The following is an 18,008-nucleotide window of genomic DNA, read 5'->3' as shown; positions in this document are numbered from 1 at the left end:
TTGTGGGACTTGGTGCAGTAACTCAGATTCCGCCTGTTCCAAAGTTGACTTGTTCCCAATAATATCCTTTTTAAAAGCAGGTAAAAGTCTAAGGCAATCTACTTGGTGCTTTATTGGTGCAGGCGCTTTTCTGCCAATTACCACTACACAGGCCCGATTGATTTCAGGAAATATCTTCTCGCCTAATCGTGCAATTAGGTGAAGTGTCGTATTATTGGCTAATAATCCTCGTAAGCGAACTTGTTCTTGAGCAAACAATGAATCTGGCAAAATAAGCCCGAATAACCCATTTGGAGCTAGATTGCGTAAAACTACTTCTACAAACAGATCATAGCTATCAAATTGACCTTTGGCTAATATGAAATTATGATTTAAGAGCTGAGCCGGATATTTAGATAGGTCAGCTCCCCAAGGTGGATTACTTAGGACTACATCAAAGCCGTTGGGACAGTCAACTTTATCACGAAGACTTTGCCATGAGGATATAGTATCAATCCGATTAGTTGGGAACAAACCATCTGTAGCAAAAAACTGAGTATTCTGACTTGCACATAGATCTTTTGAGGCTGCAATAGCATTAACATCTTTATCTACGCCAACGAAAAGGGGCTCCTTTATTAATTGAGCTGATAAGGCACGCAAGAGTTGGCTATCTCCGCAAGCTGGATCTAATACGTGTGAAATCGTCTTATCTGATGCATAGTATGTAATTTTTCGAGCTAAATAATTGGCTAGGAAATTAGGTGTATAAAACACACCATTAGCTTTCCGTTCAAGTGATGTATAGGCTAGGGCTGGTATCATAGTTCAGAGATGAAAAAGGCTAATTGCTTTTCAACTAGTTTGACTGCTGCGTATGTTTGTTGATTTACCCCGTAGTCACGGAGAATTCTTTGAGCTACCAAAGTAATTTGGAGATCATCTACCGACGCTTCGTAATGCGCTGCTAAACGTTTCAGTTGGTCATCAGTAGGCAAGCGCTCACCACGCTCAATTTTGCTCAATAAAGGGGAGTCAACATCAGCTGTTTTAGCAACCTGATGTAATGTCTCAGAACGAGCCTTTCGTAACTCTTTAAGACAAGTACCAATCTCTATAATTGGTTTATTCATTTGTCATAGTATGACTTGCCATAAACTAACCTGTCAAAATAAAACTTGTCAAAGTTTGACAAAAATATGATAAGTTTTGTGATTACAAAAAAGTCAACCGAAAAAACTGCTCATAGGCAGGCAAAGTATATGCACTAACTGTAACTACCTGTTTTTATTGATGTACACTTTCGCAATAAGATTGTATGGTGTCAAATATAACCTATTATAAGGTGCGTATTTAGACCTTATAATAGGTTATATTTGACACCTTAAAACCCACCTTTAATGTATAGGTAAGTAAATGATTTTCACCATAGGAGGGATCAAAGGCGGTACTGGTAAAACGACTATATCAACAAACCTTGCTGTGTGGTTGTCTCAACGAGGAGCAGACGTTTTATTAGTAGATGCTGACGAGCAGGAAAGCGCAAGTGATTTTACTGCTTGGCGCGAGGAGACTAAAAAGGGCCAGTTAGGTTATACTCTTGTGCAACTTAATGGCCCAACCGTTCGCAGACAAATCGAGCAGTTAAGGCCGAAATACGATCATATTGTTATTGACACTGGCGGACGCGACACCGCCAGCCAACGAGCCGCGCTCTTTGTTTCTGATGTGTATTTAATTCCATTTGCTCCGCGCAGTTACGAGATTTGGACGCTTTCCAAAGTACAAGCTTTGTTGAGCGAGATCCAAGGAAGCCGATCTAATCCATTACAGGTCTACTCTTTTTTAAATAAGGCAGACACACGCGGAGCAGACAACAACGAAGCGACCGAGGTTTTAAAGGATAATGAGGAGTTAAACTTTATAGATTACCCGGTTATTAATCGTAAGGCTTTTGCCACAGCAGCCAGTAAAGGACTATCCGTTTTTGAAATGGTGCCTAGTGATGAAAAGGCCATTACTGAAGTGGAAGCTCTATTCAACCATATTACAGTAGTAAAACAGTAATTTCTATGGCAGTATCAGCACCACCAAAGAAAAAGGCAGTGCCCTCTAATTCTGACGACCAACAGACGACTAACGGGCAAGAAAAGAAAATTGAGGAAATTATAAACCGTGGTAGTACAACGGTCAGTAAGGCTGAGCCGCCGGAGCAAATTAAGAATTTTAACATCAAAATTATGTCCAGTCAGCTCGCTGCTGTTGACCAATTACGCGCTAAACGACCACGAAAACCGACTAGTCCCAAACTCGCTGTTTCCCTACAAGATTGGATTATAGAAGCTATTGAGGAGAAAATTCAAAAAGAGAGAAAGAAGTATAATATAGGTTCATAAACACACCTTATTTAACACCTTAAAAATATTGCGTTTCAAGGTGTTAAATACAATGCTAAAGCTCTCATTTGTAGGGAATTAAATATTGAAATTTTTTTTGTATATGGATCTAAAAATAAATCGTCTGGCAGATATTACTGCTAATTGATATGAGATCATCATATGCAGCTCAAGAGTTATTATAAACTTCATTTACATTAATTAATAACGTATGGTTTTAGTCGTAGAACAGGGCGAGTTAAAGCAAGCGAAGCCATTTGAATCTATTTCCTTTACCGAGATAGGAGTACTTGAACGTAAACATATTCAGGAGTGGATACGCCATAACCCCAAAATGTTTGGCGAGGAACTAATGGTCATTTCTATTGAATTCAACCAGTTTGAGCAGATAGGTGATCGACCCGACGTTCTAGCGCTTGACCGTAATGGGAACCTGGTTATTATAGAATTAAAGAGAGATTCTTTTGCTGCGTATGCTGATCTGCAAGCTATACGATACGCAGCTTTATTATCGACTGTTACGGTCGATGACATAGTACCGATGTACTTATATTATTGTCAACGGTATTTAAATCAACCGGAGCAAACATTTGATGTAGCTAAAAGCCAACTAGAAGATTTTATAAATGACAGTGCTTTTACGCAACTATCTAACAATCCACGCATAATACTCTGTGCGGAAAATTTCTCTCCAGCAATTACAACTACAGTACTTTGGCTTAACAAGGTTGGTTTAAACGTGGCTTGCATACGCATACAGCCATATTTAGTTGATAACCAAATTATAATCGTACCAACGAAGATCATACCTACACCAGAAGCATCACAGTATACAGTTCGTTTACAACGAAAAGAACAGCTTGAAGCTGAAGAACAGCAGCGTCGAAATCGTCCCAGGACAATGGGAATATTGATAGAAAATGAAATTTTGAAGGCAGGAGACGTGATTCATCTCAAAGCTTCTTTGCCAACTTATATATCGTATCAGCAAGATGACAAACGATTTTTGGCAACAATCATAGGAGGTAAATCACAATCCGTGATATGGGCAAACGATAACCAAGAGTATGCAATTTCTGCTTTGACACGTAAAATATTCAATAGTTTTAATGCGAACTTCAATCGCACTCCAAACGGGAATGCTCACTGGACGAATGCAGAAGGAGTAGCACTTTGGCAATTAGCTGAAAATTATTTAGGAAGCATTGATGTCAGCAAAGTATAACCTTAAGCCTTAATCAGTAGTGCTATTTATAACACTCTGAATTTCCTGTTTTAACCGTTCTTGAGCGGCCTTACCCATCCTGACAAATACGGCGTTGCAATACTTAATCCTGTCTTCTATTCTGTCGTCAGAGTTCTCTTTCAATTGCCAATCGTATACCAACTTGTTAGCGGCTTTGGTACCAACATCCTCTAGGTACAGAGCAATATTTTTGTCTGTTACCTTCCAGGTTCGGAGACTTGCAATCACCTGAGATATAACCGTATGCTGTAGCCAGAACTCCGGTATTTTCCCATCCTGCTTACGTTTGAGAATAAATTTAAAGCCAGTTATTTTCTTGCGGCCCCTAGTCATACGGTCTGTTTCGTAAACTGGCTCATAGCTAAACGCCAGATTTGTACTGGCTAACTCTTCTAACGGCTCGGTAATTGTGCGATTAATTAAGTCTCGCGTATCAGGGTACTTCATTTTGGCGTTCCCATCTTTATCTCGCTTGACCTTGCCCCGCTTGTCTTTCTCTTGGGCACAATCCATAAGCTGCCGGTATTGCTCAATAGTAGGACACCATATACCTGTATCTCGGTAGGCTGACAAAATTTCAAAGAAGCGCATCGAGTACCAGCTCTTCAGGCCCATATAGTTATTGAGCTGATGTGTCGTATAGTGAGCGATCTGAATAAAATACGGTTCTAATTGGGGGTTTAAAAGTACCGTGATAATTCCGTCTTTATACCCAACTGCCCGTTCCTTTGTCGAGTCGAGTAGGTGCCGAGCGAACCATTCTGACTTATCTATACTTTCAAATTCCCAAATAGCAGCCAGTAACTCACGCAGTGCTCCTTGTACCTCTTTGTAAGCGGTTTCTTTGGTTATTCCGGAATCAGTAATGATGTCCGCAATACGAAACTGATAGTAAGGGCGTAGTTTAAAATCGTCGTCTCGGATTTGGTCGATTACGCGGGCCATAATCCGTTTGGCAGCTACGCTCATACGGCCCTGACGAGCGAACGTTACATTCCAGTGTTGTTTAACAATGTCCTTGTGTTTCGGCTCATAGGTCAAGCCGAGGGGTAACACTAATTGAGTACTACGCTTGTCTTCCATCTTCACAACCGGGATGCCGGAGCTACCCTTTTTGCCCCTGCCTATCAGGAGATAGAACGAAGATAAAATTAAAAAAACAGACTTACAAAATATATGTCTGAAAAAACCGGTGTATTTGTCGGTTTATTGCCTATTTAACTGGGGGTATTTGTCGGTTTATTAGGGCTTCCAACTGGGGGTATTTGTCGGTTTATTAGTAATGACTCAGTATATATATTAACTATAATAGTAAAATTTCCTACTATAATAGTTATGAAGCGCGCGTTGCTAAAAAAATTGTGGATAAGGTTAAAAAGGCTAAAAAATTCGAGCAGGAAGAAGCGAGAAAACAAAAAACAAAAAGGACCGCGCGTTTACTAAAAAAACGCACCGGGCCCGCAACTAGATTTTTAGTTAGCAGGGCCGATTGATACTAAGAAATAGATTTTAACGTCGAAGGCTTGTAAGACTACACAATAAGACCGTTCACGAATGCAAAGAAGGCTTAGTGAGCTACGAACTCAGTAGAATGATAGTTGTGGTAGACCCACTTAGTAAAATCGCTTAGAATCGATACTTGGGCTTCGCAAATCAACCGCGAATTCTGCGCTTAATCTTGTCTTTCCGGTGCCCGATCCGTACCAAGTAGAACAGCCAGCCCAATAAAACCACGCCCATTACAGCGATGACAACCCAAAATTTACCGTCAGAGCGCAAAAGTTCGGTTAACTGATCCATTGAAAAGAAGTGAAGATTGGTTTAATTAGGTGACTCAGTAGGCTGATTAACAGATTTCTTTGTTTCTTCCTGCTCGTCTAGTTCAAGTTCTAACCGGCGTAAGCGAACCCGGAGTTGAGTAATCCAGAAACCTAATAAACTGAAACCGACAAAGGCAGGTCTAATAATGTGTGTTATGGCTTTGTTAGCGTCATACTGATTAAATCCAGGATTTCCTCCGTTCCCAGGGTGCAAGGAGTCTGTTAGACGAGGGAGAATGAAAATAAGGGGTATAAAAACGGCAAAAGCAAAAATATTATAAACCGCTGAAATTCGGGCTCGGCGCATCTCATCATCGAACGATCCGCGCAACACAAAGTAAGCTAAATATAGAAGCATAGCCACGGCTACGCCATTCGTTTTAGGATCATTCGGCCATAAGTCTCCCCACGCAAAATAGGCCCAGACTGATCCAGTTATACAGCCCAAGACGCCAAATAAAATGGCCGTATTAGCCAGTTCCACAGCTACCAGATCATCATCCATTTTGCCTTTTCGTAAATAGCGAATCGAAAAAATAGTTGATGCCAGCAACATACTCAGCATCGCGATCCAGAGGGGTGGATGAAAAAACACATTGCGTATAGCCTCATGTAAGATGGGTAATTTGGGAACAGGGGCCAGCAACCCGGCGATAAATACATATGCCAGGATAAGAACGGTTAAACCTTTCCACCACCAATGTTTAAGCATAGACCTGTAAGCAGTTTAGAATCAGTGTCAAAGATAGTAAGACCAGTTGCCACTACCTCCAAATGACGAATTTTGTATGAAACGGCAGACACACTCTACGAGAAAGAGTTCCCGCTAAAAAACGGTTTCGTACACAGTTTTGTCCCGTTGGTCCACACTTACGTCCTGTTTGTACACCCTTCCTTATTTTCTTAAGCAACGACTACGTTATGTATTCTTAACCATAAACAGCTTTACCCCTATGCGTTTTTTTAACTGGTTGGGTCTAGGTTCCAGTAAGAGCCAGGCCGATGAACTAAGCCGAGCAATAGCCGGAGAACTGATTACCATTGAGTGGCACGAGGAGGATAAGAAACAAACTGCCGCCTGGATTGCCGAACGGAGGGCCTTAGCCGCCCAGAAGCGTCTGGAGCTCAGCGAAGGAGCGCGGTACTGGTTCGATCAGAGCGAGAATGAAGAAATCAATCGGTTGGAGCATTCCATCCAATGGAATGAGCAGATCATTGCACATGCCAAGAACGTTATTCTTTATCGTAGGCAGCAGTTAAGCCGGTAAGCAGTTCTAAAAATAAGCTTGAGCTGTGAAGAGGTAGTTCAGGCTTATTTTTGACAAGTTTGTGGAGTGTAGCGAGGTCTTATAAAGAGTAAATTAAGGAATGAAAACGCTAGAAGAATTCGGATACAATGGCTACCAAGCACTTAAGTACGTACTTGAGAAAACGTATGGCAGCGTTAACCAAGCGGTAGCCAGTTTATCACTTTTTACCCATCCAGCTACGGTGCAGCAAACAAATAATCAAGCGCTGTTTCGTATCGTTCGTGATCCTAACAGGAGGGGAGAGGTACTAGAGACTGAACGGTTAATGCTCTGTGATAACAGCAGTCCAGCAATGGCATTCTGCTGGGCTAACAAGTTGAAGAGAAATTTTGGTAAGGGTGAAAGCCATCTACAATTTAATCACATTTACCGCCTTAGTCGAGTGCCGGAATACTACACATCATTAGCGAATATCTGTGTCACCCCAACATATATAGCTAAGCTGACTGACAGTAAAGGATCAGAGGTAGAAGCGTTGTTACAGTACAGAAGTCGAGTTATCTACAACTTTTTACCGAAAGGATATCCTGAACCTGTTAAACCAATTGGATACGACGATTTGCAATGGGTTCCTTTCTTACAGGAGACATCTAATGTTATTGAAGTAATCTCTAAACAGATGCATAAAAGCTCCAAAAGCAGACCTGCAAAATCTGCTGAACTTTATGGATGGCTAGGAACAAACCCCTCTCAAAATATAGAAGAATTGAATATTCATGCTGGTGACTTTTTAATAGAGCCAGCTATGTAGCCCTCCTATGGCGGACGTCGTGCTAGGGGGCTAGCAGCCCGGCTTTGCCGTGCATCGTGGTACGGTCTTGTAAAAGAGCAAGCCGGAATGCCGCTACGCGTCATTCTTAGGCTTGCCTCGCAGGGCAATGTATTGACAATCAATGATATATATTTTATATTGGCAATGGAATTTCAATGAAAACTACATAATCTATTGATTATCAGTATTATTTACAATTGTTATGGCAATATTAGAACACACTACGCTAAGCATTGACAAGCCACTCGCCGATGAAATGGCTCGACTCGCCAAGAGTTACGGACTAACCAAGAAGGGGCTTTTGGTGGCCATGCTTCAGTATTTTAAAGCCACCAAAGCCGACCCCCGCGACCCCAAAATGGACAATCCAACGGACGCGATTAAGGCGCTCGACCGGCGATTGATCAGCTTCATTAAGCAGCAGGAAAAGGAGCAGCTACGGCCTATCAAGGACGAGCTAATATTGATCAGTCGGAAGCTTTACGAGATGGATGACCCGGCTAATGGGGTGGGTAAAGTAGAGCACTTACGGAAGATGAACGAACGCCTTCGACTCATTGCCGAGAAAGTAGGCGTCAGCAGCTAGATATATGGTCACCAATTTTTCCAGCCCCATCAAGGGAGCTAATTCGGGGAGTTGTCAGCGATTGGCAGACTACCTAGAAAAGGAAAACAACCAGTTGGCACCTGGTCAGCGCGAAGCGTTCTTTTCGGCCCATAACGACAAAGTATCGGTGTTGGATGTGGTAGCCAGCATCGACCAAAACGGAGCCGCTCAGGGACTGAAATCAGGTCAGGACCGGTTTTATACCTTCACCATCGACCCCAGCCAAAAAGAGCTTGCTCACATTGGTAACGACCCGGAGAAGTTGCGCGAGTTCACGCGGGGCGTGATGGAAAACTACGCGCAGAATTTTGGAAAGGGGATTGAAAGCGCCGACCTAGTTTGGTTTGCCAAAATTGAGTACAGCCGAAGCTATAGCCACGACGATAAAGCCGTGCAGGATGGGAATGCTCAGAAGGGCCAACCTAAGGAAGGCGATCAAACCCATGTGCACGTCATCGTGAGTCGTTTTAAGGAACGCGAGATGGAGCAACAGCGCAGTATGTCCCTTTCCCCTTTGACCAATCACCGCCAGGCCGGAGGAGCCATCGGCAACGGCTTTGACCGGGTGAATTTTATCCAGGCCAACGAGCGCAGCTTTGACCAGCAGTTTGGCTATAAACGGGAGCTGACCGAAACGTTTGCCCACGCTAAGGCTATTCATTCCGAACACCAGCCCGACCGCTTAGCCGCCCGCGAGCAGCAGATCAAAGATCAAATTCAGCGGGATGCCGCCCAACAAAACAAACCCCACACCCAGGAACGAATTATTCAACACGAACAGAACAACAATTCATCCAACTCGCTAAGTCGTTAAGATCATGAATGAAGAGCAAAGTATAGGCCGCCGTATTTTCGTCTGGCTGTTTACCGCTGCGTTTACCTATCTCGTCTGCTGGGGGGTACTCTGGCTCGCTTTTACCTTCCTGGGTGTTTATAAAAGCCAACTGTTGGGCGGTCCCGCTCATTCGCTTACTCCCTGGTTAGCCGCAGGAATGGCCCTTTTAGGGGCTTACGAAAACATAAAGAAAAACAACAGGAAAATAGGCATTGGCAAGACCAGCCCCACCAGTGCCACCGGTCGGCGGATTCGGAATAGCGTCTATACCATTTTAACCCAAACCGCTCTTATTACCCGGATTTACATCACCAATCCGTTTCGGGGTGTGCTCATCATTGGGGGAGCCGGAGCGGGGAAGAGCAAGAGCCTGATTGAACCCATTATTCAGCAAACCATCGAGCAAGGGTACGCCGGACTCTTGTATGATTTCAAGTTCCCGAGTCTGGCCCGAGTGGCCACCGAAGCGAATCAGACAGGTCGTGGGCAATCGATCTATTATGTCAACTTCGAGCACCTGACGCTTTCCCACCGGGTCAACCCCTTACACCCGGATACGATGCCTACCCAGAGCCACGCTGATGAGTATGCCCGATCGATCATGTACAATCTGAAGCCCGAAGCCATCAAGAAGTCTGATTTCTGGGTGGATTCAGCGCAAACGTATTTGACCGCCCTAATCTGGTTTTTACGCGAAGAATACCCGCAGTACTGCACCCTACCTCACGTGATGGCGTTAGCGTTTCAGCCCACGGCGGATGTAGTAGCGCTGTTATCAACTAATCCTGAAACGCGGGGCACCATCGCCAGTTTACGCGAATCGGTACAACGGAAAGCCGAAGGCCAAACGGCGGGTGTCGTGTCTACACTACAAACGGCGCTCCGACGCATTAACAGCAAAGAGATCGTTTGGGTCTTGTCAGGGAATGATTTCAGCTTAAACATAAACGATCCCAACAAACCGGCTTTCCTAGTCCTAGGTAATTCGCCTACGCTATCAAGTACTTTCTCGCCGGTACTAGCGCTACTGGCTACGGTTGCTATTAAGCAAATGAACCAGCAACGAAAAGCGCCATCGGCCGTAATCTTGGATGAAGCCCCAACACTATACATTCCCGGTTTTGAGCAATTACCGGCCACAGGTCGAGAGAACAAGATCGCGACGGTTTATGCCGCTCAGGATCTGAGCCAGATTGAGGACATGTACGGGCGCAGCAAGAAAGATGCCTTATTAGCCAACCTGAACAATCAATTTTATGGACGAGTTGGCCACCGGGAAACGGCGCAGTACATTAGTGATCTGTGGGGTATGGAAGACGTGGAACACCGCACCCAGGGCCAGGGCGAAAGCAGCCGGGATTCGGTCCAGACGCAGAGTCAAATGATCAACCGCAGTTACGCCCAGCGCAGTCGGGTACGGGTTCAAGATGTGTTAGAACTGAATCCGGGGGAATTTTACGGCCAACTCGTCGAGTCGGATTTTAGCAGTTTCAAGGCTCAGATTAAAGAGCGAAAAGCCACACTATTGCCCGAGATTGTTCCCGTTACCCAAGTCACAGCTTACGACTTAAAACAAAACTTTCTGCGTATCCAGGATGAAGTAGAAAGTCTATTCAAACGGCAAGGGCCTGATCAAACTGGCATTAATGAACCTGTCAAATCCGGGCCAATCACTCGTATGCCAGTTGTACCCAGTCAAAACAATGGTCGAGCCAAGAAGGATGGTCAGACGCCTCAGCCAGGGGAAAGTTTAGATTTTTAACCTTATTGCCTTTGGCATCCCCTTAGCGGGGAGCAGGCCTGACAATGAATGCGGGGTGATTCGGCAGTTAATAACTGCCGAATCACCCCGCATTCATTGTCAGGCAATAAAGGTTGACCAAACAATCTTTGGCCCGCTACTCTGCCTAAGGGCTACAACCATCAGGATTATGGCCAGATCAGGCTTAAGCTGTGCCAATAGATTGCCTGAGCTGCTCACAACTACCGAATATTGTTCTGTTTCTCCTATTTGCGTGAAAGATTTGCTATTTAATCAAACCATATAAAACTGAGTATCAAATCATAGCTATTGGAATAACAGCACTGCTCATACATTTTTCGTTCAGCCATATAGCCTGTAGCCCAAAACCAGTCATCAGGACTTACTTCTTCAGCACCAGTGTATTTAGCCCCAATACGACGGCTGTATTCACCCACTACAGTTGTGGGCGGAACTGCTTGATGTACTTTAAACTTAAAAGCCCATTTGGGAAAGTCATTACTACAGGCATACCATTCAACAATACCATTTTTAGAGGCAATAACCATTATTTCATGTGTGCCTATTTCGACAAACCGTATTGCAGTTGATAATACGCTGGTTTGAAAAGCTTCCGAGAGCGTTTGAATTGTTAATAAAGAAAATTTCTTACCTGTAGGAATAAATCTAAATTTTTTTTCAGGCATTAATAAACATCCAGCGAAATAATCAGCCTCTAATTCTATTTTTTCTTTTTTACCCCCGTCATGTTTAGAACCATGAGCTTTCAATAAATCATACTTTAAACCTATTCGATGTTCATCAATAAAATAATGCCCTAATTCATGCGCGATAGTAAAACGTCCCCTTTTTGAAAGGAAACTGTTCCCCCTATCAATATTTATATGTATATGGAAATCTTTTCTATCATATAATAACATTCCATCAAAAGAATCTTCATAATGATCTACATAAAAATATAAGTCTTCATCATCAAAAATATCTTCTAATGCAGTCACATTCCCTTTAGAAAATTTACCAGCTACAAAAGAAGAAATTTTATCCATCGTTAAGCGGTTTGTCATTATCTTTTCTGCCAGCTTTATCTTGGTTCGTTTTTATTTTTTGTAATATGTGATCTGGTAAATCATTGCCATTTCTAGCAACCATACGATACTGACTAATTTCATCTCTATTCACCTCAAATGTCATTTTAACAACTATTGGCCTAGGAGTTCCGGCAAGTATCCTTTCTATGGAAACATCATCTTCAGAAACTGAAAAATTAACATCTTCATATAGTTTATCGAAGCGCGAAAGTTCCAACTCATTAGTAGGAAACAAGAAACCTGTAGAAGCAAGCCAGGCATCTATGTTTTCAGGAGAAAGATTTTGCTTATTTGTTGCCATAAATTTTTAGTAGTTGATCGACAGAGTCAAATGCTTCTTTTTTATAAATTCTTATTGAATTTTGCGTCAATTCAAGCTCTTCACGTAATTGCTTTAGTAACTTCCTCGGTAGCTTAAATCCTTCTTTTTCATGTTGTTTATATGTCAGATATATTATTTTATGTTTGGGTGATAGCCTGTTTAGTGTCTCATTAATTTTGTCATACATATTTTGTAATCCCTTCTTCTTTTCTACAGGAAAATCCATATTGTCAAGAATAGGAAAATCAATAATTACCTGCTCACTTCCATCATATGGACTTCGATTACCCTCAAGTTGATCCTTAAGAGTGGAAAGTAAATGTTTAGCTATGGCGTATAAGTAAAATTTTAAACACTTATCCAAATCAGAAACAGTACATTTCTTTTCATGGAAAGAGTAGGGGTACTGCCAGAAACGGGCAAAGCTTGCCTCTGCAAGACTATTGCCTTCTTCATCGCTGTAGCCCCAATTTTTAGAAATGATACGACATTTCTTAATTAGATCTTCCCTGAATCGAAAATATAGAGCATGATAGGCATTGGCAGCAGCTACCGAGCAGTCAGCGTCTGGATCGTCTTTCCACTTAATATACTCCAAGAGGTCACTCGTAGGAAAGTCCTTGTAGTCTTGCCAGTTCATCGTAAAAGGGTGGTAATGGATATATACCTAAAACCGTTAGTAACGGTTTTTTTACTACTGATGACAGTGGGGTATAAGCTAAGCCTAACGGTTTTGTTAATATGACTGGCAGCTTTGCCCCGTTTTAACTAATTAAAATATCTGTATCAAGATGACTAAGAAAACAATTTATCGCCGGTCGGACAATGGCCAGATTACTACTTCTGATTATGCGAAGAAACACCCTTCCACCACTGAAAAGGAGCGGGTTAATGTGCCTTCGCCGAATAAGAAGTAGATGGTATAAGCCAGAAGGTTACAAAGACCTTCTGGCTTAACTCAAATTTTCTTTAGTAACCCGAATTTTTCATTCACTAATACAAGAATAAGTCATGGCTCAAAAGGTAAGAATTGAATGCATTAATAAAACAGATAGGTACAACGCACATGAACGCATCCAAAATATTGGAGGAGTTAATAACGATGGAAGTCGTTGGAAAATAACTGTTCAAGCTGCTATAGGCTACATTGAGGATGGTACCTACGCTTTTTACGTTCATAGAGGTGGAGTTTCGGTCGATGTAATTGTAGCTACAAATAATGGATATAAGTACATTAAGACTAGGAATGATGGTCTTCATCCAGATAACTTACTTAGTTTACCTGAGTGCCCTTAAATGACAGGTAGTATGATGCTCGGTCAATTTGTAGAAGTTGATTGAGCATTGCACTAAGTTTGATAATAAAACAAAGCCATTTTTAAGCGGCTAACGTACCCCTGTTCAATAAGACTAAAAATAACGAGTTCTTTATTTATATGGACCATTACGAATTCTATAAGGAACTCTATCACAAAGAGAATGACAGGCGACAAGAGGTAATTAATTCTATGAGTATTCCATTAGCTGTTATTACAGCTTTGGCGACGGGTATCTATTTGCTTATTACATCTTTCTCATACGATCTTAATTCAACTTGTTCTGTTTGCTTTGCAATACCTATTACTATTAGTGGATTAAGTATATTAGGATCTATCTTCTATCTAGTTCGGGCGTTTGTTGACGTCTCAAAATCTTATGAATATACAGGTGTGGCATCACCTGGCTTTCTGTACGATTGGCACCAGAAATTAAAGGAATATTATCAGGAGTATTTTGCTGACCAACCAGATTTTGAGACTTTAGCAGATGATCACTTCAAGAAACAGTTAATAGGAGAGTATATCAAACACACTGATCACAATCAGTATGTTAATGATCAGAAACACGCTCGTATTTTTCAATCTAAAGTGTGTTTGATTATTTGTCTTTCCAGTGCCATCTTCAGTTTAATTCCATTCGGGTATAATTTCTTCAATAAGAAAGATGATGTTCACAAAGTAGAAATCGTCAAAATGGCTTCCAAGCCTTCACCAAAACATGAGGAATCAAGAACAATCGCGCCCCGCGCCACCCCCGCCGCCACCCCCGCCACCGGGTCGGCTAATCAAGGAAGGGCAACAACCGCCACCGCCCCCACCATCAAGGCCACGAAATAAGTAGCAGTCATGGCAAACGAATCTAAACCGCTTCCTCCCCCTCCCCCGCCACCCCCACCGGGGAGGGAAATAAGAGAGCTGCCAACCCCGCCCCCTCCTAAAATCATCCACAGGTTAAATCAAACGTAATTGTAGTGTATGGCTGAAAAGAGCGAGGATAAACCACCACCTCCACCGCCCCCACCACCGCCTGCAACAAGACGGATCAAGGGACTGCCCTCTCCAAAGAAAAGAGGGCCAATAAAAGGAGAAACAAGTTAACAACACCAATCCCGGTAAAGTACAACGCCCGGCTACCAAATATAAGTAGTCCGGGCGTTGTATTATTTCAAGAGTGTTATATAAAGAATGTTATGTTAAGGGAATAAAGAAAGAACAAGACAGAATGGCAGTGTGTAGGTAAACATCGAAAAATGCAACCTAACAGGAGTACAGTAATAGAAATATAACTTGAAAGGAAGGTCTAATGAAGTGGATACCAACTGAGTAGTTTAAACTAATTGTTTGTTTTAAGTCATCAGTACGCACCAAAATATTTCTATAAAGATATCAATAATGGAAAAGAGAGTAACTAGTCTTGTTTTTAGACGAGTGACATATGCCGACTTTCGACACATTAATAAGGTTGGAGGTGAAGAAGTTGGTGGTGGTGGCCAGTCTTACATAGATTTTCCAGTACAAAATATCTCATTGCAAATGTGGTTTGACTTTCTAGGAACCAACACGGGTAATGCGGTACAAGGCCCTTTCTGGCAATTTTCAATAAATAGTTTTGGGCTAAATACAAATCAGACACTTAAGATCTATCAGCGTCGTCCAGCTTCTGTTAGTATTGCTTCTCAGAAGATACATAGCAAGCGAGCTAATAGGATAAATGCTTGGCATCCAGATAATGGATTTCCTGAAGATTATGATCCAGCTGCCGAGCACTTGATTGTCTATATTGTCAAAACTAATGACGACCAGTTTTGGGCGGGTTGGTTCTTGAAGAATGACATTCCAAAAGAGTGGTCTATCGATGACAATCTCCGCCAATTATTTACTCAAAACTCAGCAGGGTATATTCAATTTACAAACAAGACGTTTGTCGAAACAACTAATGCCGAATGGCCTTTTTACTTTACTCCTAAACTATCAGAAAATCAACTCTTAACTGACGAGGACGTACAAGAAGAATTAACTGAAGAAGATACATCGGTTAAATTAAGAAACCTAGGTGATGTATCACCACAAGTCAAGGAAAGGCTAACCAAATTTCGAACAAGAAACTTAAAACTTGTGAAAGATTTGAAAACGCTCTATGGGGGTAAATGCCAGCTTACCAATGACGAGTATACATTTTTGAAAAAAGACGGAAGTCTATATTCAGAAGTGCATCACTTGATACCACTTGGTGAAGCTGGCTCAGATAACTACGCTAATGCTATTGTTGTTAGCCCGCTGATTCATAGAATGTTACATTACGCTGAAGTTTCTCCAATAGATTTAGCGCAGATTCAAGATGGAAAGTTGACCATACAAATAAACGGCAAAGATTATACAATAACGTGGCATCCTAATCATTTAGAAACGGTGACTGAAAGCCTAAACGATTAGACTAGTGTTTTCTCACGTGTATTAGATATTCGTTTAATGTAGATCCCTTCTGACTGTCGTTACTCTTAAATCGTTTATACTTAACATCTTTTCGTTTGACTGTGCCATAAGCAGTCAAAAACTCTGTCAAATCAGCAATTGGTAGCAGTCCATCCTCACTGTAACTTATCAAGATATCTTGACATTGTATGTGCTTTAGAATGGCATCGAAAGAATCTCGTATCTTGACTTTTGAACAAAAATTTGAATACTGATCACGCCATGGACGTAAACCACTTTCTCCTATAGCTTCAGGTTCGTCTTCTCGAGCCAATGTTTCCAAGATATGATAATTAGCTGCATACTGTCGTTTGATGTATGGTGGATCAATATAGCAAACATCAGCTGCCAACTGAGGTGCAATTGACTCAGCATAACCAAGATAAACTTTATGTTCATCTGTCTTACCGGTACGGGAAAAAGCTGTTGGAGTTAGATTGATTGGTGTCTCTGCCCGCTTTACTAATTTAGATAAATAATGGCCATACGTACCGGCTATATTAGCAATATCGTTTGCGGCCATAATTAGATCATGAAGTAATAAGGAATGTTCTAAATCATTAACATAGTTGTTCTTATGTAATGATTTGATTTTCAGTCTAATAGCATCGATCTTAGAGGCATTTTCAGGAGTAAAATACTGCCGGGGTTTTGTTTTATTGGATGGGCAGCCTTTCAGGCTGAATTCATTAAAAAAATATCCTTGTACGGGTGTAAGTCTATTCAAGTAATTTAAAGTTTTCTCATAATTGTTTATCGAGAAAAGATTAAAATTATTGTTATTATGAAAATCACTAATCTGCTCCATACCCTCAAATAGGGGCGGTTGTGTTAAGTGTAACTGGACATTCAAATGATGATAAGAGTAAGTCATTACATCAACTGCACTAACTCTAAAACCAGCTTCACGAAGAGCTAATGAAAACTGACCAGTGCCAGCCATCAAGTCGATTACATGTTCAGCACGAGGATTAACACTTCTAATTTCTGATATAATAATATCTGAAAGTTTCTCTTTTGAACCAATATATCTAAATCCCATTATTGAGGAAAAATGTCGTTTACTGTGCAGTTAAGCAACCTCTTAATCGGGATTAGAGGTTCAGCTGCATTAAGTGCTTCAAAAATGGCAACGTAATCGTATCGATCTAGACCAAAGCAGCGAGCAATCATTTGTTCAATCAAAATGTCGGTTTCTTTGGTGATGTTACGTTGCGTTGAATCTGCTACCTCTGCTCGAATTAGTGTAGTGATTTGGTTAATTATTGGTTTCATCCACTCAGTTTCAATAGCTTCTTTAGGAAAAGGCAAATCGATTAGCATTCTCTGAGTTAAATATGGGTGTGATTTCCATTCGTTCTCCCCAAATTTTTTAATCAGAAAATATGTCATAGCCCGTGAGTTTAACACAGCCAAGACAAGTTCTAATGTAATAATAGGTTGAAAAGCGGGCTTAAGTTTTAGGATATATACAACTTGGTTTGTCAAAGCATTGTCATAGTCAATAGAGGCTGTAATGCCTACTCCTGTTTTTCTAACTAAGATCTTATCACCTTGGTAAATGCTTAAGCTTTTATAGTTTATCCCTGGTCTGTTTGTGTTGATCCAGCTTTTTGAAATCGATGTATAACGATATAAATCTTCTCCTACTTTTAGTTTTAAATTACCTACACCGTTATGATTAAGAACTATACGGTCGCTAATTGCTGATTGTGGATCAATTCGAGCTTGGCAGTGCGGGCAGCTAGGCTGATTTGTCTTTGGATAAGGAAACCAATGTTCACATTTAGGACATTGACTGGCCAATCCCTTTTTCGAAATCTCTGCACCGCGTGTGTTTAAAACAATCCGATGCAGTGGAATTGATGTCTGCTGAATTTTTTCGAAGGTTCGCTGATCATTTACACTCAAATCAATATCGAAAATATAATTTGTATTGGCAGTAAAACGGCTTTGTGGGACTTGGTGCAGTAACTCAGATTCCGCCTGTTCCAAAGTTGACTTGTTCCCAATAATATCCTTTTTAAAAGCAGGTAAAAGTCTAAGGCAATCTACTTGGTGCTTTATTGGTGCAGGCGCT

Annotated in this window: 22 protein-coding genes; 12 read left to right on the top strand and 10 right to left on the bottom strand. The window is 41.5% G+C overall.

Annotated elements, in window-relative coordinates; translation table 11 throughout:
- Both ACYVFD_RS35720 and ACYVFD_RS35715 read right to left on the bottom strand, forming a co-directional pair.
- On the bottom strand, positions 1-804 hold an 804-nt coding region (locus ACYVFD_RS35720), incomplete at its 3' end, for an Eco57I restriction-modification methylase domain-containing protein (RefSeq protein ID WP_461095412.1).
- Entirely contained in the window at positions 801-1,112 is a 312-nt protein-coding gene (locus ACYVFD_RS35715; RefSeq protein ID WP_461095411.1) for a helix-turn-helix domain-containing protein, read from the bottom strand. The genes ACYVFD_RS35715 and ACYVFD_RS35720, both read right to left, overlap by 4 nt.
- Before the next feature lie 283 nt (positions 1,113-1,395).
- On the opposite strand from ACYVFD_RS35715, the gene ACYVFD_RS35710 reads away from it, so the two are divergent.
- From ACYVFD_RS35710 to ACYVFD_RS35700, 3 genes are all read left to right on the top strand, one after another.
- Positions 1,396-2,046 carry an AAA family ATPase gene (locus tag ACYVFD_RS35710; protein ID WP_461095410.1) on the top strand — a complete coding sequence of 217 codons (651 nt, stop codon included), beginning with the start codon at positions 1,396-1,398 and terminating at the stop codon, positions 2,044-2,046.
- A 5-nt stretch (positions 2,047-2,051) separates the two neighbouring features.
- Complete coding sequence (locus ACYVFD_RS35705; protein WP_461095409.1) at positions 2,052-2,375, top strand: hypothetical protein; 324 nt, start codon at positions 2,052-2,054, stop codon at positions 2,373-2,375.
- 211 nt (positions 2,376-2,586) lie between these two features.
- Positions 2,587-3,600, top strand: coding sequence for a hypothetical protein (locus ACYVFD_RS35700; RefSeq protein ID WP_461095408.1), 1,014 nt, complete (start codon positions 2,587-2,589; stop codon positions 3,598-3,600).
- 9 nt (positions 3,601-3,609) lie between these two features.
- On the opposite strand, the gene ACYVFD_RS35695 is transcribed toward ACYVFD_RS35700, so the two are convergent.
- The 3 genes from ACYVFD_RS35695 to ccsA all read right to left on the bottom strand — a co-directional run bounded on the left by ACYVFD_RS35695 (position 3,610) and on the right by ccsA (position 6,153).
- Positions 3,610-4,704 (bottom strand): replication initiation protein, encoded by a 1,095-nt coding sequence (locus ACYVFD_RS35695; protein ID WP_461095407.1) that lies wholly within the window; start codon positions 4,702-4,704, stop codon positions 3,610-3,612.
- A gap of 570 nt (positions 4,705-5,274) precedes the next feature.
- Complete coding sequence (locus ACYVFD_RS35690) at positions 5,275-5,421, bottom strand: CcmD family protein (protein ID WP_461095406.1); 147 nt, start codon at positions 5,419-5,421, stop codon at positions 5,275-5,277.
- Between the two features lie 21 nt (positions 5,422-5,442).
- A complete protein-coding gene (gene ccsA, locus ACYVFD_RS35685) occupies positions 5,443-6,153 on the bottom strand; it encodes a cytochrome c biogenesis protein CcsA (RefSeq protein WP_461095405.1) in 711 nt (236 codons plus the stop codon).
- Between the two features lie 241 nt (positions 6,154-6,394).
- Between ccsA and ACYVFD_RS35680 the strand changes: the two genes are divergently transcribed.
- The 5 genes from ACYVFD_RS35680 (at position 6,395) to ACYVFD_RS35660 (ending at position 10,727) form a co-directional block, all read left to right on the top strand.
- Positions 6,395-6,709: a hypothetical protein gene (locus ACYVFD_RS35680; RefSeq protein ID WP_461095404.1), complete on the top strand. Its 315-nt coding sequence runs from the start codon at positions 6,395-6,397 to the stop codon at positions 6,707-6,709.
- A 100-nt stretch (positions 6,710-6,809) separates the two neighbouring features.
- On the top strand, positions 6,810-7,502 hold the full coding sequence (locus ACYVFD_RS35675; RefSeq protein WP_461095403.1) for a hypothetical protein: 693 nt from the start codon (positions 6,810-6,812) through the stop codon (positions 7,500-7,502).
- Between the two features lie 223 nt (positions 7,503-7,725).
- Positions 7,726-8,109 carry a BfmA/BtgA family mobilization protein gene (locus ACYVFD_RS35670; protein ID WP_461095402.1) on the top strand — a complete coding sequence of 128 codons (384 nt, stop codon included), beginning with the start codon at positions 7,726-7,728 and terminating at the stop codon, positions 8,107-8,109.
- A gap of 4 nt (positions 8,110-8,113) precedes the next feature.
- A complete protein-coding gene (locus ACYVFD_RS35665; RefSeq protein WP_461095401.1) occupies positions 8,114-8,944 on the top strand; it encodes a DUF5712 family protein in 831 nt (276 codons plus the stop codon).
- Between the two features lie 4 nt (positions 8,945-8,948).
- Positions 8,949-10,727, top strand: coding sequence for a type IV secretory system conjugative DNA transfer family protein (locus tag ACYVFD_RS35660; RefSeq protein WP_461095400.1), 1,779 nt, complete (start codon positions 8,949-8,951; stop codon positions 10,725-10,727).
- 269 nt (positions 10,728-10,996) lie between these two features.
- Here the strand turns inward: ACYVFD_RS35660 and ACYVFD_RS35655 are convergent, their stop codons facing one another.
- From ACYVFD_RS35655 to ACYVFD_RS35645, 3 genes are read right to left on the bottom strand one after another with little or no spacing between them, the layout of a single operon-like run.
- Positions 10,997-11,773, bottom strand: a complete 777-nt coding sequence (locus tag ACYVFD_RS35655; RefSeq protein WP_461095399.1) for an ImmA/IrrE family metallo-endopeptidase — start codon at positions 11,771-11,773, stop codon at positions 10,997-10,999.
- Complete coding sequence (locus ACYVFD_RS35650; protein WP_461095398.1) at positions 11,766-12,116, bottom strand: hypothetical protein; 351 nt, start codon at positions 12,114-12,116, stop codon at positions 11,766-11,768. The genes ACYVFD_RS35655 and ACYVFD_RS35650 overlap by 8 nt, the downstream gene beginning before the upstream one ends.
- A complete protein-coding gene (locus tag ACYVFD_RS35645; protein ID WP_461095397.1) occupies positions 12,103-12,777 on the bottom strand; it encodes a hypothetical protein in 675 nt (224 codons plus the stop codon). Before ACYVFD_RS35645 ends, ACYVFD_RS35650 begins: the two co-directional genes overlap by 14 nt.
- Before the next feature lie 151 nt (positions 12,778-12,928).
- Here ACYVFD_RS35645 and ACYVFD_RS35640 point away from each other — a divergent pair, with 151 nt between their 5' ends.
- From ACYVFD_RS35640 to ACYVFD_RS35625, 4 genes are all read left to right on the top strand, one after another.
- Positions 12,929-13,054: a hypothetical protein gene (locus tag ACYVFD_RS35640; RefSeq protein ID WP_461095396.1), complete on the top strand. Its 126-nt coding sequence runs from the start codon at positions 12,929-12,931 to the stop codon at positions 13,052-13,054.
- A gap of 94 nt (positions 13,055-13,148) precedes the next feature.
- Entirely contained in the window at positions 13,149-13,433 is a 285-nt protein-coding gene (locus ACYVFD_RS35635; protein WP_461095395.1) for a DUF3892 domain-containing protein, read from the top strand.
- Positions 13,434-13,645: 212 nt separating this feature from the next.
- On the top strand, positions 13,646-14,293 hold the full coding sequence (locus tag ACYVFD_RS35630) for a hypothetical protein (protein WP_461095394.1): 648 nt from the start codon (positions 13,646-13,648) through the stop codon (positions 14,291-14,293).
- 555 nt (positions 14,294-14,848) lie between these two features.
- Positions 14,849-15,889 (top strand): HNH endonuclease, encoded by a 1,041-nt coding sequence (locus tag ACYVFD_RS35625; protein WP_461095393.1) that lies wholly within the window; start codon positions 14,849-14,851, stop codon positions 15,887-15,889.
- Position 15,890: 1 nt separating this feature from the next.
- On the opposite strand, the gene ACYVFD_RS35620 is transcribed toward ACYVFD_RS35625, so the two are convergent.
- Together ACYVFD_RS35620 and ACYVFD_RS35615 are read right to left on the bottom strand one after the other, a co-directional pair.
- Complete coding sequence (locus ACYVFD_RS35620) at positions 15,891-16,970, bottom strand: DNA adenine methylase (protein ID WP_461095392.1); 1,080 nt, start codon at positions 16,968-16,970, stop codon at positions 15,891-15,893.
- On the bottom strand, positions 16,970-18,008 hold a 1,039-nt coding region (locus ACYVFD_RS35615), incomplete at its 5' end, for a TaqI-like C-terminal specificity domain-containing protein (RefSeq protein WP_461095391.1). The genes ACYVFD_RS35620 and ACYVFD_RS35615, both read right to left, overlap by 1 nt.

It is taken from the genome of Spirosoma gilvum, from assembly GCF_054776815.1.
Note: the sequence above shows the minus strand (reverse complement) of the source record. Positions and strands in the feature narration are given on the sequence as shown.

Excerpts from the sequence above, each read along its gene's own strand:
- ACYVFD_RS35715 (WP_461095411.1), bottom strand. The coding sequence starts at position 1,112 with ATGAATAAACCAATTATAGAGATTGGTACTTGTCTTAAAGAGTTACGA.
- ACYVFD_RS35690 (WP_461095406.1), bottom strand. The coding sequence starts at position 5,421 with ATGGATCAGTTAACCGAACTTTTGCGCTCTGACGGTAAATTTTGGGTT.
- ACYVFD_RS35660 (WP_461095400.1), top strand. The coding sequence starts at position 8,949 with ATGAATGAAGAGCAAAGTATAGGCCGCCGTATTTTCGTCTGGCTGTTT.
- ACYVFD_RS35630 (WP_461095394.1), top strand. The coding sequence starts at position 13,646 with ATGAGTATTCCATTAGCTGTTATTACAGCTTTGGCGACGGGTATCTAT.
- ACYVFD_RS35695 (WP_461095407.1), bottom strand. The coding sequence starts at position 4,704 with ATGGAAGACAAGCGTAGTACTCAATTAGTGTTACCCCTCGGCTTGACC.
- ACYVFD_RS35620 (WP_461095392.1), bottom strand. The coding sequence starts at position 16,970 with ATGGGATTTAGATATATTGGTTCAAAAGAGAAACTTTCAGATATTATT.
- ACYVFD_RS35705 (WP_461095409.1), top strand. The coding sequence starts at position 2,052 with ATGGCAGTATCAGCACCACCAAAGAAAAAGGCAGTGCCCTCTAATTCT.
- ACYVFD_RS35670 (WP_461095402.1), top strand. The coding sequence starts at position 7,726 with ATGGCAATATTAGAACACACTACGCTAAGCATTGACAAGCCACTCGCC.
- ccsA (WP_461095405.1), bottom strand. The coding sequence starts at position 6,153 with ATGCTTAAACATTGGTGGTGGAAAGGTTTAACCGTTCTTATCCTGGCA.
- ACYVFD_RS35645 (WP_461095397.1), bottom strand. The coding sequence starts at position 12,777 with ATGAACTGGCAAGACTACAAGGACTTTCCTACGAGTGACCTCTTGGAG.
- ACYVFD_RS35640 (WP_461095396.1), top strand. The coding sequence starts at position 12,929 with ATGACTAAGAAAACAATTTATCGCCGGTCGGACAATGGCCAGATTACT.
- ACYVFD_RS35635 (WP_461095395.1), top strand. The coding sequence starts at position 13,149 with ATGGCTCAAAAGGTAAGAATTGAATGCATTAATAAAACAGATAGGTAC.
- ACYVFD_RS35675 (WP_461095403.1), top strand. The coding sequence starts at position 6,810 with ATGAAAACGCTAGAAGAATTCGGATACAATGGCTACCAAGCACTTAAG.
- ACYVFD_RS35650 (WP_461095398.1), bottom strand. The coding sequence starts at position 12,116 with ATGGCAACAAATAAGCAAAATCTTTCTCCTGAAAACATAGATGCCTGG.
- ACYVFD_RS35655 (WP_461095399.1), bottom strand. The coding sequence starts at position 11,773 with ATGGATAAAATTTCTTCTTTTGTAGCTGGTAAATTTTCTAAAGGGAAT.
- ACYVFD_RS35680 (WP_461095404.1), top strand. The coding sequence starts at position 6,395 with ATGCGTTTTTTTAACTGGTTGGGTCTAGGTTCCAGTAAGAGCCAGGCC.
- ACYVFD_RS35665 (WP_461095401.1), top strand. The coding sequence starts at position 8,114 with ATGGTCACCAATTTTTCCAGCCCCATCAAGGGAGCTAATTCGGGGAGT.
- ACYVFD_RS35700 (WP_461095408.1), top strand. The coding sequence starts at position 2,587 with ATGGTTTTAGTCGTAGAACAGGGCGAGTTAAAGCAAGCGAAGCCATTT.
- ACYVFD_RS35625 (WP_461095393.1), top strand. The coding sequence starts at position 14,849 with ATGGAAAAGAGAGTAACTAGTCTTGTTTTTAGACGAGTGACATATGCC.
- ACYVFD_RS35710 (WP_461095410.1), top strand. The coding sequence starts at position 1,396 with ATGATTTTCACCATAGGAGGGATCAAAGGCGGTACTGGTAAAACGACT.